General features: G+C 42.4%; 26 protein-coding genes. 15 read left to right on the forward strand and 11 right to left on the reverse strand.

The annotated features are described in order from the left end of the window. Positions 1-10: 10 nt before the first annotated feature. From AB6735_RS12850 to AB6735_RS12865, 4 genes are all read left to right on the forward strand, one after another. Positions 11-1,618: a SusD/RagB family nutrient-binding outer membrane lipoprotein gene (locus AB6735_RS12850; protein WP_370996270.1), complete on the forward strand. Its 1,608-nt coding sequence runs from the start codon at positions 11-13 to the stop codon at positions 1,616-1,618. Positions 1,619-1,695: 77 nt separating this feature from the next. Continuing rightward, positions 1,696-2,790 (forward strand): alkaline phosphatase family protein, encoded by a 1,095-nt coding sequence (locus AB6735_RS12855; RefSeq protein ID WP_370996271.1) that lies wholly within the window; start codon positions 1,696-1,698, stop codon positions 2,788-2,790. Positions 2,791-2,812: 22 nt separating this feature from the next. Beyond that, entirely contained in the window at positions 2,813-3,631 is an 819-nt protein-coding gene (locus AB6735_RS12860) for a glycerophosphodiester phosphodiesterase family protein (RefSeq protein WP_370996272.1), read from the forward strand. Positions 3,632-3,812: 181 nt separating this feature from the next. Next, positions 3,813-4,661, forward strand: coding sequence for a metallophosphoesterase (locus AB6735_RS12865; RefSeq protein WP_370996273.1), 849 nt, complete (start codon positions 3,813-3,815; stop codon positions 4,659-4,661). A gap of 68 nt (positions 4,662-4,729) precedes the next feature. Here the strand turns inward: AB6735_RS12865 and AB6735_RS12870 are convergent, their stop codons facing one another. The 6 genes from AB6735_RS12870 to AB6735_RS12895 form a co-directional block, all read right to left on the reverse strand. After that, complete coding sequence (locus AB6735_RS12870) at positions 4,730-5,695, reverse strand: Gfo/Idh/MocA family protein (RefSeq protein WP_370996274.1); 966 nt, start codon at positions 5,693-5,695, stop codon at positions 4,730-4,732. 110 nt (positions 5,696-5,805) lie between these two features. Continuing rightward, positions 5,806-6,864: a hypothetical protein gene (locus AB6735_RS12875; RefSeq protein WP_370996275.1), complete on the reverse strand. Its 1,059-nt coding sequence runs from the start codon at positions 6,862-6,864 to the stop codon at positions 5,806-5,808. A 65-nt stretch (positions 6,865-6,929) separates the two neighbouring features. Further along, positions 6,930-8,516: an amidohydrolase family protein gene (locus tag AB6735_RS12880; protein WP_370996276.1), complete on the reverse strand. Its 1,587-nt coding sequence runs from the start codon at positions 8,514-8,516 to the stop codon at positions 6,930-6,932. 5 nt (positions 8,517-8,521) lie between these two features. Continuing rightward, positions 8,522-9,409 carry a class I SAM-dependent methyltransferase gene (locus AB6735_RS12885; RefSeq protein ID WP_370996277.1) on the reverse strand — a complete coding sequence of 296 codons (888 nt, stop codon included), beginning with the start codon at positions 9,407-9,409 and terminating at the stop codon, positions 8,522-8,524. Positions 9,410-9,534: 125 nt separating this feature from the next. Next, positions 9,535-10,287 carry an ABC transporter ATP-binding protein gene (locus AB6735_RS12890; protein ID WP_370996278.1) on the reverse strand — a complete coding sequence of 251 codons (753 nt, stop codon included), beginning with the start codon at positions 10,285-10,287 and terminating at the stop codon, positions 9,535-9,537. Beyond that, positions 10,284-11,015 carry an MlaE family ABC transporter permease gene (locus AB6735_RS12895; protein ID WP_370996279.1) on the reverse strand — a complete coding sequence of 244 codons (732 nt, stop codon included), beginning with the start codon at positions 11,013-11,015 and terminating at the stop codon, positions 10,284-10,286. Before AB6735_RS12895 ends, AB6735_RS12890 begins: the two co-directional genes overlap by 4 nt. Before the next feature lie 220 nt (positions 11,016-11,235). On the opposite strand from AB6735_RS12895, the gene AB6735_RS12900 reads away from it, so the two are divergent. From AB6735_RS12900 to AB6735_RS12915, 4 genes are all read left to right on the forward strand, one after another. Continuing rightward, positions 11,236-11,940, forward strand: coding sequence for an SDR family oxidoreductase (locus tag AB6735_RS12900; protein WP_370996280.1), 705 nt, complete (start codon positions 11,236-11,238; stop codon positions 11,938-11,940). Positions 11,941-12,290: 350 nt separating this feature from the next. Then, positions 12,291-12,899 carry a PspC domain-containing protein gene (locus tag AB6735_RS12905; protein ID WP_370996281.1) on the forward strand — a complete coding sequence of 203 codons (609 nt, stop codon included), beginning with the start codon at positions 12,291-12,293 and terminating at the stop codon, positions 12,897-12,899. Positions 12,900-12,979: 80 nt separating this feature from the next. Next, positions 12,980-13,981, forward strand: a complete 1,002-nt coding sequence (locus tag AB6735_RS12910) for a LiaI-LiaF-like domain-containing protein (protein ID WP_370996282.1) — start codon at positions 12,980-12,982, stop codon at positions 13,979-13,981. Positions 13,982-14,255: 274 nt separating this feature from the next. Continuing rightward, a complete protein-coding gene (locus AB6735_RS12915; RefSeq protein WP_370996283.1) occupies positions 14,256-14,960 on the forward strand; it encodes a carboxypeptidase-like regulatory domain-containing protein in 705 nt (234 codons plus the stop codon). A 42-nt stretch (positions 14,961-15,002) separates the two neighbouring features. Here the strand turns inward: AB6735_RS12915 and AB6735_RS12920 are convergent, their stop codons facing one another. Both AB6735_RS12920 and AB6735_RS12925 read right to left on the reverse strand, forming a co-directional pair. Then, a complete protein-coding gene (locus AB6735_RS12920; RefSeq protein ID WP_370996370.1) occupies positions 15,003-15,581 on the reverse strand; it encodes an NUDIX hydrolase N-terminal domain-containing protein in 579 nt (192 codons plus the stop codon). Between the two features lie 260 nt (positions 15,582-15,841). Then, entirely contained in the window at positions 15,842-16,573 is a 732-nt protein-coding gene (locus AB6735_RS12925; protein ID WP_370996284.1) for a hypothetical protein, read from the reverse strand. Positions 16,574-16,706: 133 nt separating this feature from the next. On the opposite strand from AB6735_RS12925, the gene AB6735_RS12930 reads away from it, so the two are divergent. Continuing rightward, on the forward strand, positions 16,707-17,966 hold the full coding sequence (locus AB6735_RS12930; RefSeq protein WP_370996285.1) for an NAD(P)-binding domain-containing protein: 1,260 nt from the start codon (positions 16,707-16,709) through the stop codon (positions 17,964-17,966). Positions 17,967-18,274: 308 nt separating this feature from the next. Further along, positions 18,275-18,760 carry a hypothetical protein gene (locus AB6735_RS12935; RefSeq protein WP_370996286.1) on the forward strand — a complete coding sequence of 162 codons (486 nt, stop codon included), beginning with the start codon at positions 18,275-18,277 and terminating at the stop codon, positions 18,758-18,760. A gap of 86 nt (positions 18,761-18,846) precedes the next feature. Here the strand turns inward: AB6735_RS12935 and AB6735_RS12940 are convergent, their stop codons facing one another. The 3 genes from AB6735_RS12940 to AB6735_RS12950 all read right to left on the reverse strand — a co-directional run bounded on the left by AB6735_RS12940 (position 18,847) and on the right by AB6735_RS12950 (position 23,533). Next, positions 18,847-19,524 (reverse strand): alpha/beta fold hydrolase, encoded by a 678-nt coding sequence (locus AB6735_RS12940; protein ID WP_370996287.1) that lies wholly within the window; start codon positions 19,522-19,524, stop codon positions 18,847-18,849. 124 nt (positions 19,525-19,648) lie between these two features. Beyond that, entirely contained in the window at positions 19,649-20,956 is a 1,308-nt protein-coding gene (locus AB6735_RS12945; RefSeq protein ID WP_370996288.1) for a DUF3472 domain-containing protein, read from the reverse strand. 1,170 nt (positions 20,957-22,126) lie between these two features. Beyond that, positions 22,127-23,533 carry a C45 family autoproteolytic acyltransferase/hydolase gene (locus AB6735_RS12950; RefSeq protein WP_370996289.1) on the reverse strand — a complete coding sequence of 469 codons (1,407 nt, stop codon included), beginning with the start codon at positions 23,531-23,533 and terminating at the stop codon, positions 22,127-22,129. Positions 23,534-23,991: 458 nt separating this feature from the next. On the opposite strand from AB6735_RS12950, the gene rplC reads away from it, so the two are divergent. The 5 genes from rplC to rpsS are packed head-to-tail and all read left to right on the forward strand — an operon-like array spanning position 23,992 to position 26,638. After that, a complete protein-coding gene (rplC, locus tag AB6735_RS12955; RefSeq protein ID WP_166095886.1) occupies positions 23,992-24,609 on the forward strand; it encodes a 50S ribosomal protein L3 in 618 nt (205 codons plus the stop codon). 1 nt (position 24,610) lies between these two features. Next, the gene (rplD, locus tag AB6735_RS12960; RefSeq protein ID WP_370996290.1) at positions 24,611-25,240 is read left to right on the forward strand and encodes a 50S ribosomal protein L4; all 630 of its coding nucleotides are present in this window, start codon (positions 24,611-24,613) and stop codon (positions 25,238-25,240) included. Between the two features lie 6 nt (positions 25,241-25,246). Beyond that, positions 25,247-25,537: a 50S ribosomal protein L23 gene (gene rplW / locus AB6735_RS12965; RefSeq protein WP_067059752.1), complete on the forward strand. Its 291-nt coding sequence runs from the start codon at positions 25,247-25,249 to the stop codon at positions 25,535-25,537. Between the two features lie 7 nt (positions 25,538-25,544). Beyond that, the gene (rplB, locus tag AB6735_RS12970; RefSeq protein ID WP_370996291.1) at positions 25,545-26,372 is read left to right on the forward strand and encodes a 50S ribosomal protein L2; all 828 of its coding nucleotides are present in this window, start codon (positions 25,545-25,547) and stop codon (positions 26,370-26,372) included. Beyond that, positions 26,372-26,638, forward strand: a complete 267-nt coding sequence (gene rpsS, locus AB6735_RS12975; protein ID WP_076377419.1) for a 30S ribosomal protein S19 — start codon at positions 26,372-26,374, stop codon at positions 26,636-26,638. The genes rplB and rpsS overlap by 1 nt, the downstream gene beginning before the upstream one ends. Positions 26,639-26,641 lie beyond the last annotated feature (3 nt).

Here is a 26,641-nt window from a genome sequence, read left to right on the forward strand (position 1 = left end):
TTAAATAATGATGAAAAAGATATTTATCAATTACTTGCTGCCGGTATTTATGGTACTGGCGGTAACGGGCTGTAAAAAGAGCTTTGAAGATCTGACCAAAAATAACAACGTACCCAGCACAGTACCAGCATCGCTGTTATTTAACGGTATATTAAACCAAATGGCCGATCTGCCACAAAGCAGCAACGAAATATATTGCCAGTATTACATCTATAATTACGATTACTATGGTAATAATCGTTATGATGGTTTTGCCAGCGGTGGCGACAATTATTATAGCACTATTAAAAACGTGTTGGATATGGAAAAACAAGCAACCGCTACGGGTGGTGGAGCAATTAATCCATACGAGGCGTTAGGTAAGTTTTTCAGGGCATATTTCTTCAGCAAAATGAGTTTAGAAGAGGGTGATATACCAATGACGAATGCTATACAAGGCTTAGCTAATCTTACACCTGCCTATGATACTCAAAAAGCGGTAATGACTCAATCATTAGCCTGGTTGGAGAGTGCCAATGCTGATCTTACTCAATTGATCAATGATCCAACCATTGCTGGTTCAGGTGTTGGCTCAACTTTAAGTAATGACATTTACTTCAATAATGATCTTTCCAAATGGCAAAAAACGGTTAATGCCTTTCATATCAGGTTGTTATTAGCCCTAAGCAAAAAAACGGCTGATATTGACGTTAAATCACAGTTTGCTGCTATAGTAGGTAATCCTGCCAAGTATCCGTTAATGGAGAACATATCCGATAATTTGCAATACGTATTTGTTTCTCCAAGCAATTACTATCCTCAAAATCCTAACAATTTTGGGCAAAATGGTTCAAGGCAAAACATGTCGGCAACTTATGTTGGCTTGCTTACACAGCTTAAAGATCCAAGGGTATTTGTTACAGCCGAACCTTCACGTTACCTGGTTGATACGCTAAAACAGAGCCCAACTGATTTTGCTTCATTTGTTGGTGCTGATGCGGGTCTTGACCTTGGGGTGATGTATAATAAAGCCACGTTGCAGCGTTATTCGTTCCTGAACCGTAAGCATTTCTATTCTACTTATACCGGTGAACCAAGTATCCAGATAGGTTATCCCGAACTAATGTTCAATATTGCCGAAGGTATTAACCTGGGCTGGGCAACAGGAGATGCCGAGGCTTATTATCAAAAAGGTATCCAGGCTTCGTTTGATTCTTACAGCATACCAACCGGTATCGGGGCATTCACAGCCTATTTTTACCACCCTACAGCAAGTTCTAAAGGTGTAACTGACGGAACCAGTTATAACACCTATCAGGTTAGCGTAAACTGGAATATTTATTATGCGCAGCCATTAGTTAAATACGCGGGCGGGGCAACTGGTTACAAACAAATATTACAGCAAAAATACCTGGCCTTATTCCGTCATTCAGGTTTGGAATCATACTTTACTTATCGCCGTACCGGTGTGCCAACTTTTACCACCGGCCCGGGTACCGGTAATGGTACACGTATACCATTGCGTTTTGAATATCCAACGTCTGAAAGAACCGTTAATGCCACTAATTACAATAAAGCATTAGCCAGCCAATATGGCGGCAGCGATGATATCAACGCTACCATGTGGATATTGAAATAAATCATGAATATTAAATAATGAGTAACAAAGGCCCCCCGGTATACCAGGGGGCCTTTGTTGAATTAAATAAAAACCCAATGAAAAAAATAATTTTAACATTACTACTTGCCGGCTCGTTTTCGGTGCTGTTTGCGCAACAGCACAAAACAGAGAACGTGATTATTGTAACCATTGATGGCTTACGCTGGCAGGAGGTTTTCCGCGGTGCAGATTCGGCCCTGATCAATTCAAACGAAACGAATGAGAAAGATGCGGTTCGTAAAAATTTTTGGACGCCAAATGTCAATGACCGCCGCAAGCTATTGATGCCGTTTTTCTGGTCGACCCTTGTTCAACAAGGTCAAATGTATGGTAACCGGGATTTGGGCAGCAAAGATGAGGTAGCCAATTCGTTTCATTTTTCGTATCCAGGCTATAATGAGATATTCACCGGTTTCCCTGACCCGCGCATGAACACCAATGAGGCCATTACTAACCCAAATATGAATGTGCTGGAATTTTTAAATAAGCAAAAAGGCTTTCAGCATAAGGTTGCCGCTTTTTCGTCATGGGAGAGGTTTACACAGATATTGAATACCCCGCGTTCGGGCATCCTGAACAATTCGGGTTATATGCCTGTAAATATTCCGGGGATGAATGACCGGTTAAAACATCTGAACGAAATGCTGAATGAAGTGCCGCATTTCCTGGGCGATTCCACTCGGATCGACTTTTTAACCTTTGAGTTTGCCAAAACTTACATGCAGCAATTTAAACCGCGTGCCTTATACGTAGCCTTCGATGAACCGGACGATCTGGCGCACGCCGGTAATTATAAGTTTTATCTTGATCGTATCCGTCAGGAAGATGTTTATATAAAACAATTGTGGCAATATGTGCAAACCGATCCGGCTTATAAAAATAAAACCACCCTCATCGTCACCTGTGATCATGGCAGGGGAGATGTGCCTTTAACCAAATGGCGCGATCATGGTACAGAGACTCCGCATTCTGAGCAAACCTGGTTTGCCGTTTTAGGTCCCGATACACCTGCCGGTGGTGAAATGAAATTACCTGCAACAACTTACCACAAACAACTGGCCCAAACCATAGCCAAATTACTGGGCTTTGATTTTAAAGCATCGGCAGGTCATGAAGTTGGGGATGCTGTAGAGAGTGTTTTTGGTAAATAATAACTCATTATCAAAAAAACAAATGCGTTTAGCGATATTAACTACAACATTATTTTTATTATCAGCCGGTGATAACTGGCAGCCTAACCCGGCACCGGTATCAAAACATAAATTTATAATCTCCGCGCACCGGGGCGATCACGTGATCTACCCGGAAAATACATTAGCGGCTTATCAGGAAGCCATCAAAAACGAGGCTGATTATGTTGAGATAGACTTGCGGACAACCAAAGATGGCGAGCTGATAAGCATGCATGATGGTACTGTGAACCGGATGACCAACGGACAAGGGCAGGTTAAAGACCTCACCCTGGCAGAGCTTGAGTTGCTCCAGGTAAAAAGCAAGGACAGCACATCAACCGAGATCTATCGTATCCCAACCTTTAGGCAAATATTACAGTTGTGTAAGAACAAGATCAATATCTATCTTGATTTTAAGGCTGCTGACCCGGTTGCAGCTTATCAGATGATCAAACAATATGGCATGGAAAAACAGGTACTGGTTTACATCAACAGCGCTCCCCAATTTACCGGTTGGCGTAAAGCTGCTCCCAAAATGCCCCTGATGCTGAGTTTACCTGATAGTGTAAAAACAGTTGCAGGAATGGATAGCTTTATCACGAAGTATCAGCCTGATATACTGGATGGAAGCTATAAGCAGTATAATGCCGATATGGTAAAATTTGCCGAAGATAAACACATTCCCGTTTGGCCTGATATTCAGAGTGGAGGCGAGGGCCCGGCAGATTGGGATAAGGCTTTCGCTGTAGGATTATCTGGTTTGCAGACCGATCATCCTGCTGCGTTAGTGAAATATTTAAAAGAGAAGGGGTTAAGGTAAGCCCCCTTGAACGCGTCATTGCCACGAAGCAATCTCTATGCTATACAGGACCGCTCTGTAAGTCGGGGATTGCTTCGTGCCTCGCAATGACGCGTTTTTATACGGTTATATTTTTTCTATTCACTCTCTATCCTTAATCCTAACTTAACACCTGTACCGTACTTTTACTGAAAAAACAAACATGAGTACCCGCAGAGAATTTATTGGTACCGGACTGGCCGGTATAGCAGCCTTAACCTTACTGCCTGCTGTTAATACTTTTGCAAACGTTAATAACGAGTATAACCGCCAAAATAAAGGCAAACTTAAACTGCGCTTTGCCCTGGCATCTGATATCCATTACGGACAACCCGATACCGATTATGCGCTGAACACCGGCAATATGGTTAAATGGATCAATGCCGATCATGCTAAGAACCACCTGGATATGGTAATTGTTAACGGCGACCTGGTTCATAACCGCCCCGATTTGCTGCCCGAGATAAAAACCCAATATTTGGATAAGTTTAATATGCCTTATCATACCATCCCCGGTAACCATGATTTTGCAGACGCGGCCCTTTGGCAAAAGAATTTTGGTTATGAAGATAAGTACACGGTAGAGTTTGGTGATATTGCATTTGTACTGGCCAATACGGCTGATACCAAAGGCACCTATGTTTGTCCGGATAATGTTTTTATCAAGGCTTCATTAGAGAAATTCAAGGATAAGAAGATCGTGTTTGTGATACTGCACATCGCCCCGTTCAAATGGCAAAAAGATGATTTTTTTGTGGATTGCCCAGAAACCATGGAGCTACTACATGGCTACCCAAATGTAAAGGCTACTTTTCATGGGCACGATCATTTGCTTGATGGCATTCGTTATACCGGCGATAAATTCCCGCACTTTTTTGATTCGCATATTGGAGGCAACTGGGGTACCGATTATAAGGGATATCGCATAGTGGAGGTTGACAATGAAAACGCTATCTACACTTACCAGGTAAACGCCAGTCAAAATCCGGTGCTTAACTCAAATAAATTGTAAATAAGGAGACACATGTAATGTGTCTCTACGAAAATGAAATGTAGAGACGCATCACATGCGTCTCAGAATTATTGCTCAGACGGAAACTTCAACCCTATATGGGCACGGGCTCTGTCGATCAGGTCGATCATTTGTTTTGACATGTGGTGGTTGATGACAGGGCTTTCTGTTTTACCCGCTTTGATCAGGTCGCAAAAATGTGCTATCTCATAATTAAGCCCGCCAGCGGTAAAAGGTTCATTTAATTCAACAACGCGGCCATCCAGGTAATCGATAGTAGCACGGGCAGGGTTCCACCAGTTTTTATGTATGGTGATATGGCCCAGCGGCCCGGCAATCAGGGCGTCGCCTTTGCCATGCAGATCAAACCCGGCATATAGCTGTGAATAGCCACCTGTATGCAGCGTTTGAAATATGGTGAACATATCTACCCCGGTGCTGCCAAAACGCCCCATGGCCTGTACATCCTGTAGTTCACCCAGCCAGTCTATCGCCAAGAAAGCTTCATATATGCCTATCTGCATCAAACCACCACCGGCAAGCTCCAGGCTAAAATTAGGATGATCTGCCGAAAGATCCGCAACTGATGATCCCGCGCGTACATAACCAGCCGGGCCAATAGGATCATGGGCAAGATGTTCTTTTAAACGCAGGTATAAAGGATAGAAGGCAGGTTTCATACCTTCCATAAAAAGCAGGTTGCATTCTTTAGCTACGGCAAGCACCTGTTCCAGCTCGGCCAGGTTAACGGTAACCGGTTTTTCGCACAAAACATGTTTACCTGCTTTTAACGCGGCTATGCTATAGGCGGCATGACTATCAGGCAGGGTAGCAATATATACCGCGTCTATATCGCAGGTCAGCAACTCGTCTACACTGCCACAGGCAATGCCACCGTATTGCTCCACAAATGCTTTAACCGTTGATGGTGTTCTTGACCAGGAAGCTACCAGTAGCGTCTCTTCTACTTCCTGAAGGCCCTGCATAAACCGGTGGGCAATGCGTCCGCAACCTATTATTCCCCATTTGATCATAGTCTTAAGTTCTGAGTCCGAAGCCAAAAGTCTAAAATAAAAAAGTCTTAAGTCAAAAAATAAAAATATTAATTGACTTAAGACTTTTATCTAAAGACTTCCGACTTACACTACTGGTACTGAATGTAAATAGGATATGGTTTGTATCTTGATAAAACTTCCTCAGGAGTTAACATATGGTGAGGCGCTTTTTTGATGTCGTTTTTGTAAAACAATTTAAAGCCTGTAAACTGTACCGGTTCCTGGTTAATAAAGTAACGGTAAGTACCTGTTTTAAGATCGGGTTCGCCCCATCCGTCCATATCCATTACTACCTGAACTTCTTTACGCAGTTTAATGTTTTTATAGTTGGTCAACATTTTTTTAGTAAAGCGATGCACCACTAATATTTTTGGAGGCAGGTTATACTTTTTAACCAAGCCAGCCAAATAGCCCGATACATAGTTCACATCGTCAGCATCGTAGGTGCCAATTTTTTTGCCCGGATGGGTGCCATCTTTCATAGAAAATTCCGGATCCATACCGAAATGAACCTGCGGCATGGCTAAGTATTTTTCAAGCAGCGGTAACTCTGCACGTATATTGCTTAATGCTACCTGCACATCTAAAAATACAATGGCATGAGCCTTTTTGGCTAATGATAATACGCTGTCAATTTGTTTAAATGGCATACGGTAACGGAACTTGCCATCTTTACCGCCATCTCCTTGTGCTACTACGGCAATATAATGCAGGGCTGGTTGTACCGGTGTTTTTGGATCGGCTTTTTCCCAGTGTTTTACTTCACCTTTTAATTTGGCCAGCATTTCATTAGGAGGTAATTCGCCAAGGATTCCCATTTTTTTAGAGTATAGGTTGCCGTAAAAAGCTACCACGCGTTTAAACGGTAAAATAGCACCGTTTAGCGGGTAAGGCGTGTTTTTAACTGGCCATCTGCCGGTGGTATCGCCATGGGCGTTAAATTTCAGCAGGGAATCATACAGTTTTTTATCCAAAGGTGGATAGCTTGATTTTACCACGCTCAGCGTATCTGCTGTTTCGCCTTTGGCCGAATCTGCCTTGGCTGTTGGTTTAGCGCCTGGTTTACTGGTACTGCCGCTTTGTTTGCAATTGGTTAGCAGGGTAATTGTTAATAAAAGCGCCGAGGCGTAAAGGAAAAAATGTTTCATTATTTATAAAGGTGAGATTTTTGCGTTTTGATGTACTTAGCTTAACTCATTTAACCGGTTAATTATTAATTATTCTGTTGATATCCGGGCCCGTGCAAAATAACACCTTTTCTGGTGCCTGTGTGTTTAAAATTATCAACAGTTATGTTTCCATTCACTAAAACATACTTAAAACCAGTTGAATAGGCGTGGGGATGTTCAAACGTTGATTGGTCTTTGACCGTACCGGCGTCAAAGATAACAATATCTGCAAACATACCGGGCTGCAATAAGCCGCGATTAGTTAAATGAAATTTTTGTGCGGGTAATGAGGTCATTTTACGTATAGCATCTTCCAGGCGGATCACATTTTTTTCGCGTACATAATAAGCCAGTACCCGGGCATTGCTGCCGTAACCGCGCGGGTGTGGCACACCCGAACCAAATAAACGGATACCCGAATCTGATGCCACCATAGTAAGCGGATATCGGAGTATATTTTCAACATCAGCCTCATTCAAACCATGAAATACCATCGAAGCACTGCCAATTTTGGTGATATCTAAAATGGTTTCAATTTCATCAGGTATGGTTGATGGCCTGCCTTTGGCGATATTGATCTGCATAATGTTTTTGCCATTGATAGACGGATCGCCATCGCAATGGGCAACCACAGCATAATCAAAATGTTCGCGGGTGCGCCTTTTCATATCCACGATCATTTCGGCAACTACTTTTTGATGGATCAGTGGGTTATTCAACCGTTTTAGTACCGAATCGTGCCCGCCATCCTGCAGCCAGTCGGGCAGTAATACATTCAACGTAGTGCTGCTGGCTGTGTAGGGATATTGATCGACAGTTACATCCAAACCTTCATGGCGCGCCTTCTCCACCATCGCTATCATTTCTGTAGAGCAGTTCCAGTTGGGTAAACCTACCTTAAAATGCGAGATCTCTACGGGCATATTGGCTTGCCGCCCAATGTCAATAGCTTCGGCAATGGCATCAAAAATCTTATCGGTTTCATTGCGCATATGTGAGGTGTACACGCCATGATATTTAGCCGCCGCTTTTGCCAGGGCAACAACCTCGGGTGTTTTGGAATATAAGCCAGGTGTATAAATTAGTCCGGTTGAAAAACCAACGGCACCATCGCGCATGGCTTGCTCTACTATAGCCTGCATTTTTTGCAGCTGTGCATCATTGGGTGTTATGGCTGCCTTGCCCAATACAGCCTCGCGTACATCATTGTGGCCTATCAGCGAGGCTACGTTGACAGATAGTTTTAAGCTATCTAAAAATTTAAAGTATTTGGCAATGTTGATATTGGAGCTGCCGCAGTTACCCGTGATCACGGTGGTTACGCCATCGTAAATAAAATTATCGGCAGTTGGGGTTTTCTTTTCGTCGCCTTCAATATGCGTATGTACATCAATAAAGCCGGGAGCGATGATCAGGCCGGAGGCATCAATAGTTTTGCCAGCCTTGTTTTTGGGCAGATCGCCAATGCTTACGATCTTATCTTTAACAATGCCTACATCCCCATAAAACCAGGGATTACCGGCACCGTCAATGATCTTTCCGTTTTTTAAGATGATATCAAAATGCTGCTGCGCGAAACAGCCTGTGAATATCAACACCAGGCATGCGGTACATAGCAGTTTTTTGATCATCGTAACTATGAACGTGTTTTAAAGAATTTTCCGAAAACGCCAAGCGGCAATTTTGAACCCGCAGTGGCCTGCAGATAAAGTTCGCCAATCTCCAGGTTCTGTACCTTAGGGAACGCGCTTTTGATGAGGTTTTCGATAATGACCGATGAAAAACCCAGTGAATAAGTATTCAGGATCAGGAAGTGTTCTTCGGGATCAAGCAGCTGAATCACATCGGCCATCATTTCGTTGATGTTATCTTCCAGTTTCCACTTTTCGCCGTTGGGGCCGTTGCCGTATGCCGGAGGATCCAGGATGATACCATTATATTTTTTACCGCGTTTTAGCTCACGTTTTACAAACTTCAAAGCATCTTCAACCACCCACCGGATATTGTTCAGACCCGAGATCTCCTGGTTTTCATTGGCCCAGGTAACCACTTGTTTTATCGAATCTACGTGTGTGGTATCGGCGCCGGCTGCCTGTGCAATTAATGATGCACCGCCGGTATAGGCAAACAGGTTGAGCACCTTAGGCTGTGGCGTTTTAAACTTTTTGATGTTTTGGGTGATGTAATCCCAATTTACCGCCTGTTCGGGGAAAATACCCAGGTGTTTAAATGAGGTTAAACCCAAACGGAACTTAATGGCCGCGTCTTTATTCTTGTATTCGATATGCCAGCGATCGGGTGTTTTAGGGTCTTTCTTTACCCAGTCGCCCGCGGTTGCCGAGCGGCCTTTAAACTTAATGTGGTGTAAGCGCTGCCATTCAGAAGCCGGCAACTGCTTGCTCCAAACCGCCTGCGGTTCGGGGCGTATCAGTATAGTATTCCCAAAGCGCTCCAGCTTTTCAAAATCGCCGCAATCAATCAGTTCGTAATCTTTCCAGTGCGTTGGGGTTAATAGTTGAATCATGTATTTAGTTTGCAGTTTACGGTGGGCAGTTTGCAGTAAATAGTTACCTACTACGCCATTTTAATAGATGCAAATATAATCATTCTGATAAAAGCGACTGCTAACTGTGAACTGATAACCGTAAACTACAATTTCGCTTTTGCCGCCTGCATAAATTTACTGGCGAATACGAAATCGTTCAGTTCCTGATTATCGGTGTGGGCTATTTCTTTATTACTGCCTTCCCACCATTTTTTACCCTGGTGTAAAAATATAATATGATCGCCTATACCCATTACCGAATTCATGTCATGCGTAACAATCACTGTTGTTATTTCATACTCTTCGGTCAGTTCGTTGATCAGTTCATCAATCAGGATGGATGTTTTAGGGTCGAGGCCCGAGTTGGGTTCGTCAACAAACAGGTATTTGGGTTGCATAGATATAGCTCGGGCAATACCTACGCGTTTTTTCATACCTCCTGAAAGTTCGGATGGGTATAGTTTATTTTTGCCGGTAAGATTAACTCTTTCGAGGCAAAAATTGGCACGATCGAGTTTCTCTGCTTTTGTTTGATTCGTAAACAGGTTAAGCGGAAACATGATATTCTCTTCCACCGTCATGGAGTCAAACAGGGCTGAATTTTGAAAAAGCATCCCTATTTTGGTACGGATGGGCACGCGTTGCTCAAAATCCATATCGGTAAAGTTTTCACCGTCAAATATCACATCGCCTTTGGTGGGGTCGTGTAAACCAACAATACACTTCAGCAGGGTGGTTTTTCCAGATCCGGAACCGCCAATAATAAGGTTGTTTTTACCTGGTTTAAAAATCGCGGTTATACCTTTTAGTACTTCGTTATCGCCAAATGTTTTGTAGATATCTTTAATTTCGATCATAGTAGCAGGCGTGAAATAATGAGATCCACAAATAATATCATGATACAGCTCCAAACAACGCCACGGGTAGCCGATTGGCCCACCTCAAGCGAACCACCATCAGTATAAAAACCCTGGTAAGAGCAAATAGAGGTAATAATGAATCCAAAGAAGATTGATTTAACGGCACAAACAGTTACAATGAGCGGGTTAAAACCATCAGTTAAACCCGTCACATAATCGGCTGTGGATACATCGTTGGAGGCGGCGCAAGCAATATAACCACCGGTTAAACCCAAAATCACCGATACAATAACCAATAGCGGAATCATAGATACCCCAGCAATGATCTTTGGCGATATTAAATAACCCGGCGCGTTTACACCCATGATCTCCAGCGCGTCTATCTGTTCGGTTACCCGCATGGTACCAATTTGCGAGGCCATGCTGGAGCCCACACGTCCGGCTAATACCAGTGCCGAAATGGTTGGACTAAACTCCAGGATAGTTGAATCACGGGTGATACCACCTACAATGGTTTTAGGAATAAAGTCGCTCACCAGCTGGAATGCGGTTTGTATAGTGGCCACAGCCCCGATAAATACCGAAATAATGGCTATAATACCCAGTGAGCCTATCCCCACCGAAACCATTTCACGCATCACTTCGCTCCAATAAACACTAAACTTTTCGGGCTTTCTGAAAGCTAAACGCAGCAGAAGAATGTATTTTCCTAAACTATGGAACATTTGTTTTTATAAAAATCGGTTAAAAATACGTTTTTTACATTAAGCTTTACCGCTTGTATCTATTGAATTAATTTAAATATGCAATTTTATAAGCCATTAACCATTGCTTACGTAAATTCGGCCCGTAAAGCTTCAACTCTGATCAAAAAAATTGACGCGGTATTTTCTAAGTCGCTTTAAAAGAACAATTATTTAAATACATTATTATTATATTATTTTCATGAAGAACGCTCTTATCACCGGTTCAACAAAAGGCATGGGCCGCGCTATTTCTATTTCATTTGCTAAGGAAGGATTGAACGTGGCAATTTGTTCTCGCAATGAGCAAGAATTGTTAAAATTTAAAGACGAACTGGAATTAATCAACCCATCTATCAAAGTTTTTGCACAGGTTGCTGATGGCAGTAATAAAGCCCAGTTACTTCAATTTGCATGGGGGGCGCAACAAGAGCTGGGATTTATTGATGTAGTGGTCAACAGCCTGGGGATGTTCGCCCCCGGCAGCATACTTGACGAAAGCGAAGGCGACTTTGAAAAACAACTGCATACCAACCTGATGCCCACTTATGAGCTCTACCGGCATTTCGGCAAAGCCATGATAGCCGCACGCAAGGGGCATTTCTTTAATATTTGTTCAGTGGCGTCTTTAAACCCCTTCCCTCAGGCTGGTACGTATAGTTTAACCAAATACGCGCTGTTGGGCCTCACCAAAGTAATGCGGTTGGAAATGCAGGAGCATGGTGTAAAAGTAACCGCGATAATCCCCGGATCAACATTAACGGATTCATGGAAAGACGCGGTAGTTGACAAAGACACTATGGTATTACCAGAAGATATCTCATCAGCCATCATTAATATATACCGTATGAGCCCCGGCGCAAATGTTGACGAGATGATCATTAAGCCCGCGCCCGGCCAGATATAAATTTGATTAGTTCATGGTTGATGGTTGGTGGTTCATGGTTGATGATTGGTGGTTGATAGTTCATGGTTGATAGTTCATGGTTTAAGAGAAGCATGCATATTTTTATATCATTGATTTTACTATGAACCATGAACCATGAACTATCAACTATGAACTATGAACTATGAACCATGAACTATCAACCATGAACCACGATCTATGAACCATGAACAACCAATCATCAACCATCAACTTTCATCGGTATTTTCAGGTGCTTTACCGAGAGTTTGGCTGCTTTTACCTAATAGTGTTACCGTAAAACATTTGTTGTTTGCACATTTGAATTATAAAATCACTATTATTAATAAATTATGGAAAAGAAACTTTATCGCGATGAACGCCGCAAGGTAATTGGCGGTGTTTGCGCGGGCTTAGCCGATTATTTTGATCTCGATATAGCTATAGTAAGGGCACTATTCCTGCTCACCTTTATATTCATGGGTACAGGTTTTATGGTTTATATTGTTTTATGGATTGTATTACCTAAAAAATATCAGCAATATTTTAATCCTGGGGTTGATTATCGTGTACCGCCACAGGAGGAGCCTTATAACCCTTTTACTACTGGCGTACCTCCTCAACAGGATGTGCCGTTTGGTGTACCACCCAAAAAATCGGGATCATCAACCCCTGCATTGATCATTGGTGTGATATTGATATTCATAGGTGCATCATTTCTGCTGCATGAATTACATCTGTTCAGGTTCTGGCATTTTGGAAAATTTTGGCCGGTGGTTTTAGTAGGAGCGGGCCTTGCATTAATGGCAACAGGCAACAAAAAGAAACCCTGGGAAGATTATAATTCAGGCAGTACCGATGCCTCTGATGTTAAAGAAGAGATAAAAGATGACGCTTTGAATAAAGAAGATCATACTAATCCCGAAAACGATAATTTAAAAAATAATCCACCAACTGTATAACATCCGATGCCATTAAACTACTATGATCGGCAAAGTTAATGTAGGTTATAGCAGCTTCATAAATATAAAAGAATATTAAAATGAGAAACGATAGATTAGTTCCGGGCGCTATCCTGGTTTGCATAGGAGCCATATTCCTGCTTAACAACTTTGGGTATATAGATTTCCATTGGATGAATGTACTACACCTTTGGCCCATATTTTTGATCATGGGTGGTGTTAACCTGGTTTTTGCGGGCAACCGTACAGCATGGGCCACCATCTTAAAATTGGGAGTGGTTATCCTGGGTTTCGGGTTGCTTATGTTTGGGCATTTTGATAACTACAGATTTTGGCCCAATCATTATAATTTCCGTTATAATGATGACAAGGATGATGACGATGATGACAACGACGACAGCGATAGCACAGGTAGCGTGGGCCACGGTGTGGTTAAGGTATCGGGCAGCAGTATTTTTAATAAAGAATATACACCGGATGCCAAACTTGCCCGTCTTAACATTAGCGGTGGCGGTACTACTTATACTTTAAATGATACTACCAATCAGCTTTTTAAAGCCGAAACCAAAGAGTTTTATGGCAGCAAATACGAGTTTACTTCCAGCAAAGACGATTCGATGTATGTAGTAAACCTGCATCTGCGCAATGACAAAGGCTGGCATATTGATAGCGATGAGGACAAAGATAAAGCCAACAGGGCCGACATTAAGCTAAACCCTAACCCGGTATGGGAGGTTAATGTAGAGACCGGCGCCACAAAACTTAACTTTGACCTTAGTAAATTCAAAATAAAAAACTTAACTTTAAAGGGAGGCGCGGCATCATTTGAAGTAAAGCTGGGCAATCCTTTGGCAACTACCAATGTTGAGGTATCAACCGGTGTATCAGAAGTAAAGATCAATGTGCCAAAAGACGCGGCTTGCAGCATCCGCACTAATTCAGGCCTGTCATCAAGCGATTTTGATGGCTTTGACAAGAAGGATGATAACCGGTACGAAACCCCTGGGTTTGATGCCGCTAAAAACAAAATATACATCCACATGACGGGTGGTGTATCTGATTTTAAAGTAACAAGGTATTAATTACCCAACCGATACCGGGACAGTATATCTATAATAATTTTACAGGCCGCTTCATGATATTATCATGAGGCGGCTTTTTTTGTGATCCCTAAAAAGACACTGAGTAGACAGGCGCGTTTTTATATATGCGGCAAATAAACAATAGTTCAAAGTAAGTTTTGGCAAACTTGAACTCACCCATTTGTCATTAATTGTTAAAACATGCCTAAAAGTGTTAAATCCAAAACCATTATTGGAAAAAATAGGTTTAATTTACAGCTTAATTGATCGGCATATGAAACCTAAATACTTTATAATATTTTCTGCCCTTTTTATTGCGGGTACCGTGAACGCTCAAAGTGTGTTAAAGGGCACCGTTTATGAAGCAGGTAAAAACAACCGGATGCCCAATGTTTTTATAAGGGACGATAACAACAAAAAACAAATAACCATTACCGACGATAAAGGTAATTTTCAAATAAATACCGAAACTGGTCACACACTGATATTTGATTCGCCGGGATATATATCTGATACCTTGTATGTAACTAATCTTACGCCTAAAAAGATAGAAATGGTAACCAAAACCATTGCCCTGCGCCAGGTTAATATCACCTCGACCAGGCAATCTTTTGATGCGCATAAAGAATATCCTGAGATTTACACACGAAGCAAAGTTTATCCATTGTCGCCATCATCATGGTTCAGTAAAGATGCCCGTGATGCCCGTCGCCTGAAAAAATACTTTAAACGTGAAGAAGAGGAAAGGCATGTTGACGAAATATTTAATGCCACTTATGTGCAAAGCCTGGTGCCATTACGTGGTCAGGATCTTGAAAATTTCATGACCCTTTACCGCCCAACTTATGCGTTTCTGAAAAACAATAATGGCGAATCGCTTACGGTGTATATCAACGATTCCTATAAGAAATTTATGGCTTTACCCCCTGATAAACGCACATTGCCAAGTTTACCCAATACCGGTAAAACTTTGCAGTAGGCAGTTGCCGGTTTGCAGTTTGCTTAGCAGGTGAGCATAGTATCAATCTACGTAAACGGCCATGTTGCCGGATAGGATATTTTGATAAAGCATTTCAATCTGGCTTTTGAGTATACGGTCTTCTGATAGCTCGGGTAACTGGTCAATACCAAAATACTGCACATCAAGTACATCAAATCCCTTATTAAGGGTAAAGGACAATGCCTTGCAATAGAACACCATTTTATATACATAAAGCGGTTGCGGAGGGTGTGCGTGCATTTTCTTGTCAAACACGGCGAGCAACCTTTCGGGTACAACGTCAAGCCCGGTTTCTTCCTGAAATTCTTTGACGATCACTTCTTTTGGGCTGTAACCTATATCACCCCAGCCACCGGGTAACGACCATTTGCCGTCGGTGCTTTCTCGGGCCAGCAATATTTTATTGTCGGGAGAGAGCAGGATACCCCGCACATCAACTTTAGCTGTAGGGTAATCGGTAGCCTGCGGAAAAAGTATGCCGATCTTTTCTTCTCCATAACCCGAAACCTGATCCAGCATTTGTGTGCTGATGTGCCGCAGTTCGGTGTACCGTTCTATATCATACTCGTTTTTGGCGTAAAGCAGGCCTATATCAGCAATGGATCTTACCTGGGGTAATGAGGGTTAAAAGAGGGCTGTTATTCATGGTATAATAAATATGTCATTGCGAGCGCAGCATGGCAATCGCATGCGATACAGGGTTCCTCCTCGCAGCAATGACATGATGAAACACGTCATGCGCAACGGGGTGAATTATCTAAAAGGGTGCTTGCAAAGCCTAAAATAGGTCCTTGGTTCCTCATGATGGCAAAATGATATGATAAATCCGAAATCGCAATTCTCAAATACGAAATCAAAAACTACCCCCGGCCTAATAATTCATCAAGCTTATTACGCTCTGTTTGCAGTTCACGGGCCAGTTTCTTCTCTTTTTCGTTGGCTTTTGATTTATAAGCTTTATATTCTTCGTCGAGCTCTTCATACAATTTTGTCCTGTATTTAGCTTCACGACTATGTGCGCCTGAACGGGCAATAACAATGGTGGCTATAGCGCCAAATGCAATAACCAGTCCCCACATCAATAAATTGTAGGATGATTTGGTGAGCGAGATACCCAGGAGGTTTATTTCATCGCGTTTGGCGTTTGATTCAGAAAGTGTCTGATCCTTAGTGGTTACATCAGTTTTAAGGCTGTTGATATCTTTTGTTAGCGTTGCGAGCTTTGATTGCGCTTCGGCCAGTTTACGTCTTTCGGTGTTCAGCGTATCACGCATGTTTTTCCAAAGAGCCGATGCCAATGGTTCCTGGTAGTGGTATAGTTTACTGATCAGGTATTTATACTGGCCATTAAGTGATTTGTCTTTTTCTAATGCCGAATCGGCCGCGGTAGCTTTTGGCTGCGTATATCTGTGGGCCAAAGGATTAACAGGCACTGCTGGTTTTATAGTAGCAGGTTTTATAGTGGGCGGCTTCTGGATGGCTGGTTTTACTGCACCTGTTTTTTTTAAGGTATCCTGGGCAAACCCCGCGCTGATACTGCTAAAAAAAACGACTGTTAAAATACCGATACGGAATAAAAAATGCTTGCTCATTAGATGTAAAATTAGGTATCCTATGTTAACAAAACAGGATATCTATTGGTTTTTATTATAATATCCTGCAGGTTTGTAGGGGCTAATGTAAGGTTTCATACGTAATTTTGCTACTCATGGTTATATTAGCAGCATGAATATAGGTATTATTGGGTTAGGCGACATGGGCCGTTTGTATGCCAAAGCTTTTGCAAATGCTGGCTACACCGTTTGCGGATGCGATTTGCCCGAAAACAGGGACAGGCTTGAAACTGAGCTGGCACCATACAAAATAAACATAATGGATAGCGGTAAAGATGTTGCCCGCACCAATGACCTGGTCATTTATTCGGTTGAGGCCGATAAAATGGAGCAGGTAGTGGCCGAGTGCGGTCCGCTGACCAAATATGGCGCTATTGTGGCAGGTCAAACATCTGTAAAACATCCGGAGATAGCCCTTTTTGAAAAATACCTCCCTGCTGATGTTCAGATAGTCACTTTTCATGGTATGCATGGCCCTGGATTTGAACCAGCCGGGCAAACATTGATATTGATACCCCACCGTACCACGCCCGATGCCTACCAGCGGATGTATGACCTGTTTACCGCCATTGGCAGCAATATTGTTGAAATTGCCGATTATCATGAACATGATAAAATTGTAGCTGATACCCAGGCCGTAACCCATGTAGGTTTTGAAAGTATGGGCACCGGGTGGAAATCGGCAGGATTTTTTCCATGGGAAAATGACTCCTACGTAGGCGGTATCGACAATGTAAAGATATTGACCATGCTGCGTATATTTAGCTATAAAGCACACGTATATGCCGGTTTGGCTATTTTGAACCCTTACGCCAGACAACAGGTTAAACGCTATGCCGAGTCGGAATCGGAGCTGTTTAAGCTCATGATCAAGGAGGAGGCCAAAACCTTCAGAGAGCGTTTGTACCGGGGCCGCGACTTTGTTTTTCACGAAAGCCGTAAACCTATTATGCTGAACGACGCGGTGATGCGCGAATTTTCCCTGTCGCAGAAACCCGGCCAGCAAAAACCAAATTCGCATTTAAGCATATTGAGCATGGTTGATGCCTGGTACCACCTGGGTGTAAACCCTTATGACAACCTCATTTGCCAAACTCCACCCTTCCGCCTGCGTTTGGGTATTGCCGAATATCTGTTCAAGAATGAAGATCTGCTGGAAGAATCCATCGAGACGGCATTATATGATAAGGCCATCCGGGGCGACGATCTGGAATTTCATTCGGCGGTGCGGGAATGGTCGTCCATTATTGGTTATGGCGATATGGAAGGCTACAAAAAACATTTCAACGAGGTGCAGGCTTTTTTTGGCGACCGGCTGGAAGAAGGCAAAAAACAAAGCGCCGAACTCATCAGAAGATTGATGATGGAATAAGCGGAAAAACTTTTTAAACCTCAAATTTTAACAAATTTCTGGTCGAAAATGGTGTAAAAACAGCTCTAAATTCACTCAAAACCATCGATTCTAAACCTTTTAACAAATTTCAATGCGGTTTTAACATGTTTTTGAAACTTTAAAAAATATCAATTATTGACTGTCAAATACAACATACCAAACGATCGGTTTTTGGCTTAGTGTATACAAATATCCGCAATATCCGACAAAGATATATAACCCCTGTAGCGTATGGATAGATCCGGTACGTAATGTATATACATTGCTCTTGTTAAACCAATTAGTTTATGAAAAAAATAATCCAATGCATCGCCGGTCTGTTGCTTTTATGGATCGTGGTGTCCTGTTCAAAAAATAAAAATCAGACCAAGATCTGTCCGCCTGCACCGGTTGCATTAATATTGCAGGTTGTGAGATTTCAGGTAGTTGATAAAACCAGTGGGCAAGACTTCTTTTTCTCTCCAAATCCTCCCTATGCCTTAACTGATATTAAAATTGTGTTCAGAAACAGCTCAGGTAAATTAGATTCTGTTTCTCCACCGTTGAAAGAAGCGGTGCCTGCCGGATCGCATTTTGTATATCCTGTTCCTTATACCCGGACACTGGATACCTGTTATATCAAAATAAAGAACTTGAAAACAGATACCATGATCAGTACTGTTGCAGCAACTAAAACCGAATGTAGTACCACATATGTTTTAAATAAGGTACAGGTGAATAAGAACGCGCCTGTCGCTTATACAAGCGGTAACGTTATCCTTATTAAAAAATGATTCGAATGAGTCTGAAAACTTTTCGAGTTTAATTATTTGCAGGGGATTTATTCAAATTCGATATTATTTCTTTTTTCCGGTATTTTTTATTTATCCAGATCACATAATATAGTTGTTAATTCATCCGGGCGTTGTGTCATTACGTTATGTCCGCAATCAATGGTTTTAACATGCCAGTCTGCGGAATTTTTTAATATTTCGTATTGTTTTTTGAAAGGCGTTCCTTCCCAGCCGCTGAGATAAATAAACGTGCGATTACGGATTTGCTCATAACTTCCGGTCAGCTGTAAACTTTGTATGAATGTGGCTAAAGATTGAGGTCGTCTCCTATTTTCTGATCCCGGCGGAACCGCAACCGTAAAACCATCATTTTCTGCTCCGGATGCAAAAAGATTTCGATAATGATCACTCGTAAGCTTCCAGCAGGAATCGCCATTTTTTGGAATATAAGCGTCAATATAAACAAGTGCGTATATTCTTTCAGGAATTCTATCTGCTACGCCGGTAATAACCATTCCCGCGTAACTATGTCCGCACAATATCACATTGGTAATATCTCTTTCAACTATAAAATCAATTACGAATTGAATGTGTGTGGTCAGGTTAATGATTTTATCTTGTTCAACAGGTTCCGGTTCAAGCCCAGGTAAGGTTAATGCAAAGTATTTCTTGTTAAATTCTTTTAACCTTGTAGTTACCGGGTCAAATGCCCATGCCCCATGCCATCCGCCAGGAATAAATAAATATGTTTTTTTTATTTCCATTGATCATCATTACAAAGGGGTAATATAAAATTATAATTATCTCGATAAAAGCATTTTTTAAAAGTAAAACAAAAGGCCATGCCGCAATACGACACGGCCTTTATTATATATAATGTCTTGTTAACTATGGCAACGTTGTAAAATTGATGCTTGGCGGCGTGCCTGTAGCTGTGCGTGTAAATGTTTGGTTAAGGGTTACATAATTGGCAAAGAAGCCTCCATTTTGTAAATAAAACTGACTGCCGGAAAGACCGCCGGCATAGTCCATTCTCTGTTGGTTGTTGGCGGTAGCGTCGCCGTCAAAATAGGCACTGGTTAGCTCGGTCCAGGTACCGGTTGAGCTTTTTACCCATTGATTGCCAAAATTTCCTTTACGGCCCAGGTAGCCATTAGTATCTGTAAAATTCTCTACAAATGAATACAGCCCTGTTAAATAGGTATTGGTAGATGGCCTTAACCAGGAAGTGATGAATTTCCATGAACCAACTTCGGGCGCGTAAAACCAGGACGAAAAGGTAGTATTGCCGGATGCATCGGGTACAGCTTCGGTCAAAAATTTATAGGTAGTACCTGCAACCCAGTTATAGTCCAGGTAAGCCTGTCCGCCTTCGCCTTCACCGGTAAATGTTTTTACTACAACACCGGCGCCTGCCCGGGTACTGGTTGTAGTACCGCCGGTTGGATTCCATACCGAAAACAGGATGCGGCGCTCGCTTGAGGAATTTACCTGCATCCCGAAATATCCCTGGCTAAAGCCGTTAGCCATAAAATAGGATCCAACCGGATCCTGGCCAACAGGAACGGTAACCTCGTTATAAAACCATTGGGAGTTGGCCGGCGCAGTATAACCTAAGTGAACTGATGGCCCCCTGCGCGACCAGTAAAAATTGGTAGAGTCATTAGCGTACTGCACATTAGATGCCACCACGGGTCCGCTGATGATGAGGTCGGATACATCGGCATAATAGCCGCCGGTTTTGCTTACACCTTGAAAATCCACCCGTACATAACCGGCACTGGTAACATTTACCGTGCCTACATCATAGGTAGTAAAGGCTGAACCAGTCATAGATACATTGAAGGCTATCCCGTTAATGGTCAGTTTAATTACGCTGCTGCCTGATGCCACCTTAGCTTTTACCTTTACGGTTAACGAACCGGTATTGCCTAAACGGAAATAGGAAGAGAAGATACTGTTTGGGTTGGTCCAGTTAGCCAATGTGGTTGAGGTTACGGTTTCCACCCCACCCGAGGCCAGGGTAGTTACGAAGGCATTACCGCCCATAGAAACCCGGAGCGATGAGCCGCCCAGCGATTGGCTTTTGACGTCGGCAGCCCCGTTGGCGGCTAAACTCTTTTGCGCATCCTTTTTACAGGAAAATAATACAAGCAGCATAAAACACACCAGATAGTGTAATTGGTTCTTTTTCATAATGTAAAGGTTTGTTAAAATTTTGTCGGTTAATTTTAACTTAAATTATGAAATGGGTAGTTAATCAACTATGTAAAGGCCACGCAAACGTTTGTTAAAAATTTAACCACAAGAATAATTTTATGTGCTTCCGCGAGATATTAGCAAAACCATCTTTTAAAAACAGCTTGTTGACCAAAGGCACTGCTAAAACGTATTTTTAATAAGCTGCGGGGATATTGGGAAGAGAAGACAGTAGGTAATTTAATAGTTTTCAAATACTTAGGTGGTGGATGAATAGTCACCGCCTTATTGATCTTATTGATCATGTTTTATAAAACCGCGTTTACAGCAGTAAACCACAACACAAACGTTTGAAATTGTATTTCAGGCGGTTATGTGTCCGGAAGAAAGCCGGGCATAGTGCGATTTCCCTCTTGAGAGAGTAATAGCCCATCATTGGACATTTGTTCAAAAAAGGGTGTCATGCTGAGCTCGTCGAAGCATGGTGGGCAGGCCTCTGCGCACGACCCTTCGACGAAGCTCAGGGTGACAGCCCCCTTTTTAATATTATTTGTCCGTTATGTCTACTCATGGGCTATTACCCTCCCGGGCTACTGTGTGGACACATCTTTTCAATGCACTAACAATTAAAAAAGCTGCTCCAGAGGAGCAAAATGTCGGTAGAAATAATAAAATTCAACCTCTTTTAGTGCCATAGGTACTACACTAACCGACTTAGGGTCTATTAATGCACTATTATTTGCCCCACGAAGTTAAAAAGTGACGTACCTAGGCACGTAAAAATTTCTTTTGATCCTTCTTCTACCGACATTCAGCCCCTACAGGGCACATTAAAAGATGTGTTCACACAGTAGCCGTGGGGAGGGGTTTTTAAGACTTACGAAGTTTCAAAAACTTCGTAAGTCTGATGATCAATATGTCTAAGGATAATGGTCTTTACTTCGCCGAAAACAATGTCCATGGATAGGCTTTCATATCCCGCTTTTAGCGCAAGTCTTGTGTGGTCGCCTATGGAGGGCTGACTTGTGCTCTGCTGAGGTCACAAGTCAGCCTTTACACACACAACTCCACAACACAAGACTTGCGCCAATAGAGGGTTTTTAAGACTTACGAAGTTTTTGAAACTTCGTAAGTCTGATGATCAATATGTCTGCGGGCGACAGCCACCTACTTCGCTGCAAACAATGTCCATGGATAAGCTTTCATATCCCGTAGGTATTTGGCCTGGTAATTATACTCCGGGTGTTGCTTGAAGAAAGGGGCAGCCAGGAAATCGGTTCCGCCAGGGTGACCCATGTGTGCCCATAGTTGCATTTTATTGGCCAGGGCGGTTGTGGTTACTTTACCCTGTACGGCACCCATTGGGAAGTAGGGGCCCTCGCTCCATTCGGGGCAGCCTTTAGGGTCCTGATCAATGTGCCCGTCGATAATGCAGCGGTTAAAGGCGTTTTTACCTTGCAAGGCGTCAAAGGTATCACCCTCAATCATTTTTCCGTTCTCAACATCCAGTTTGCCCTTATAATCCAGGCATACTAGTTTTTCCATGCGGAGCTTGCGGGCATTGGGCGAGGTGGTTTTATCGTTCACATCAAAAGTAGTTTCTGTTTTAATCAGCGCCGGATCACTCGGGAAGTTTGAGCCGATCATGGCCGTATCTTTTGACCGCCATACTTTTACGGTTTTTAATCCGAGCTCCAGTTTGGCTACCTCGTTGGTTTTGGTATCGCCAATGAGCCAGTCGTTGGCATAGCCGCCATTATTATCCGCACTCATGATCCTGATCACATCATCTATATTCTTACTGTATTGTGATGCTTTACGGGCGCGCACAAATTCAGGGGTACGGGTAGTATCAAAACCTTTAAAACCGGTAATGGTGGTTTCGGTAATGAGTATACCATTACTGGTGACCACAAAATCGTCGCCGCTGTGGATAAAGCCCGGCGCGCAGTCCATTAATATATGGTTGCCTTTTTGGGGCACTACATCGGCTATCACATTCCAGCGTTCACCTATAATATAGTCTGTCCAGTTATTATGACCAATTACTATCTTACCGTCCTTAGTATAACGACCGGTAGCTATAAATGCGCTGCAATTGCCGGGGGCTTTGTTATCGCCACTGCCGGGTTTTATCTTATTCATAAGGCCTGGCACATAATATTGGGCCAGCTCAATGTTGGCATTAAGGGCGGTGATGTCCAATGTATCATATTTAAGGCCGTGAGCTTGCAGGCCTTCGGCTATCCCGCGTATTTCGTCCTGGTATTCCTTATCTATCTTTTTCCATAAGAACCGGGCCGACGCGCTGCGGTAAAATGCCCAGTCTTTTTTACTGCTGTAAGGCAGGTAGTAGGCCATCACTTTAAGCAGCGTATCTATCTCCTTATATAATAGGTATCCATGCTGATAGCCCATATCGGCCGGAGAGCCTTCTATGTGCAGGTAAATCCAGCCGTTTTTATCGGCCCGGCTGGCCTTGCCCATACGGTCATGTGGTTTGGCTTCTGGTTTACAGCTAAAAAGCAGGGAGCAGATGAGCGCGATAGTAATGGTTGGGGTAGTGGCTTTCATGATCAGTAATAGTTTTAAAGAAAGCTCAATTTAATAAAAGAATGTTGAATTGCAGATAGTTAGGTGATCAAAAGTTTAATTCAGCCGGATATTAACCCAGATCAAATTAGAGCAGCGCATTTACAGTTAATATGAGCTTTATTGTTGGCTGTTGTAAAACCAGATTTTGAAAAATTCAAACCCGGGATTTACATTTCAGGAATCTTTAGCCATCATGTTTTTATCATTTCTGAGTAAACTCCAAAAATCATAATTTCGCGGCACGTATTAAATACCTTAGGCGCCAGCTAAATACCCGCAAAGCTCTTGTTAAAAATGATTGTGGAAAAATATTAAAAAATAATTCACTAACTATTTGAGAGTTAATACAAAATTCCTATCTTTGCCGTCCCTTTAGGGGAAATAATATGCCTTGAACGAAGCCCTACTGCTTCGATGGGCACAAACAAATTAAAGAAATGTCAGGAATTATTGGTAAAAAAGTAGGAATGACCAGCATTTTCGACGAAACAGGGAAGAATATTCCCTGCACAGTAATCGAAGCTGGCCCTTGCGTGGTAACACAAGTTAGGTCTGTAGATACAGACGGGTATGCTGCTGTACAGCTGGCATATGGCGACAAAAAGGAAAAAAACACTTCTGCGCCTTTAAAAGGTCACTTCCAAAAAGCAGGTACTGCTCCAAAGCGTAAACTTGTTGAATTCAAAACTTTCGAAGACGAAAAAAACTTAGGTGACACTGTTACTGTAGAGATTTTCGCTGCGGGAGATTTTGTGGATGTGGTTGGTACCTCAAAAGGTAAAGGTTTTCAGGGTGTGGTAAAACGTCACGGTTTTGGTGGTGTGGGTATGCAAACTCACGGTCAGCACAATCGTTTACGTGCACCGGGTTCTTTGGGTGCGTCATCATGGCCATCTCGCGTATTTAAAGGTATGCGTATGGCGGGTCAAACCGGAAACGGCCGTGTTAAAGTTCAGAACTTACAAGTTGTGAAAGTTTATGCGGAGCAGAATCTGTTAGTTGTTAAAGGTTCCATCCCAGGAGCTAAGGGTTCATTCGTAATAGTTGATAAATAAGATGGAAGTTAACGTATTAAACGTATCAGGTAAAGAAACAGGTGCCAAGGTGCAGCTTCCTGAGTCGGTATTCGGCATTGAACCCAACGATCACGCGATCTATCTTGATGTAAAGCAGTATTTAGCTAACCAGCGTCAGGGTACACACAAAGCAAAACAGCGTAACGAAATTGCAGGTTCAACCCGCAAATTATATAAACAAAAAGGTACAGGTGGTGCCCGTGCAGGTAGCGTAAAATCTCCGTTGTTTAACGGTGGTGGCCGCGTTTTCGGTCCGCAACCACGCGATTACAGCTTCAAATTAAACAAGAAACTGAAATCACTGGCACGTAAATCAGCTTTATCATACAAAGCAAAAGATAACAACATTTTAGTATTGGAAGATTTTAGCTTCGATAGCATCAAAACTAAAAACTACCTTAAAATGGAGGCTGATCTGAATGTTACTAATGATAAAACATTATTGGTAATTGCAGCCGCTGATAATAACAATGTGTATTTATCAAGCAGAAACCTGAAAAAATCAAAAGTTATTTCGGTTGAGCAGTTGAACACTTATGATGTGTTGAACGCAGGCAAACTGTTATTAACTACAGGTGCTGTTAAAACTTTGGAGGAAGCACTAGCTTAAGTAATTATGGAAATTTTAAAGAAACCCCTACTTACTGAAAAAGTAACTCAATTAACCGAGAAACTTAACCGTTATGCTTTCAAAGTTGATCACAGAGCAAACAAAATTCAGATTAAAGGAGCCATTGAGGCAATGTATGGTGTAAACGTTACGGCGGTAAACACCATGAAATACGTCGGCAAACTTAAAACTCGCAACACTAAGGCAGGCGCCGTTTCAGGCCGTGCTGCAACTTATAAAAAAGCGATCATTACGTTGAAGGACGGTGAAACAATTGATTTTTACAGCAATATATAATTAAGACATGGCAGTAAAGAGATTTAAACCGGTTACACCGGGTACCCGCTTCCGAGTTGATGTATCTAACTCAGATATTACAACAAACGTTCCTGAAAAGTCGTTGGTTGTATCAGCCAACACCAGATCGGGCGGTCGTAACAACAGCGGTAAAATGACTATGCGCTACTTAGGCGGTGGTCATAAACAAGCATACAGGTTAATTGATTTCAAACGTAATAAGTTTGATATCCCGGCAAAAGTTGCCACTATTGAATATGATCCTAACCGTTCTGCACGTATAGCTCTGCTACACTTTGTAGATGGTGAGAAAAGATATATGATAGCTCCGGAAGGCTTAACAGTTGGTACAATAGTTGTATCTGGCGAGACTGCTACTCCAGAGGTTGGTAATACCATGCCTTTGAAAAACATCCCGTTAGGTTCTATCATCCACAACATTGAGTTAAACCCAGGCCAGGGTGGTGTTATTGCCCGCAGCGCCGGTACTTATGCTCAGCTTTCAGCACGCGATGGTAAATATGCTATCATCAAATTGCCTTCAGGCGAAACACGTATGATACTGTCAACTTGTTTGGCAACTATCGGTACCGTTTCAAATGGCGAAAAAGCAAACGCGGTGTTAGGTAAAGCAGGCCGTAACCGTTGGTTGGGCCGCAGACCAAGAGTTCGTGGTGTAGCCATGAACCCGGTAGATCACCCTATGGGTGGTGGTGAGGGTAGAGCCTCAGGTGGTCATCCACGTTCACGTAAAGGTTTATTAGCTAAAGGCTACAAAACCCGTGATAAGAAAAAAGGGTCGGATCGTTATATCATTGAAAGAAGGAAAAAATAATGGCACGTTCAATTAAAAAAGGACCGTATATTGATCATAACCTGGAAAGAAAAGTTCTTACCTTGAATGAATCAAGCAAAAAATCAGTTGTAAAAACATGGTCACGTCGTTCCATGATCTCTCCTGATTTCGTTGGTCATACATTCGCAGTACACAACGGTAATAAATTTATACCTGTGTATGTAACAGAAAACATGGTTGGTCACAAGTTGGGAGAATTTGCTCCAACCCGTACATTCCGCGGTCACGCAGAAAAGAAAAAATAACAG

The organism is Mucilaginibacter sp. RCC_168 (assembly GCF_041355315.1).
In the GTDB taxonomy this organism is placed as follows: Bacteria; Bacteroidota; Bacteroidia; order Sphingobacteriales; family Sphingobacteriaceae; genus Mucilaginibacter.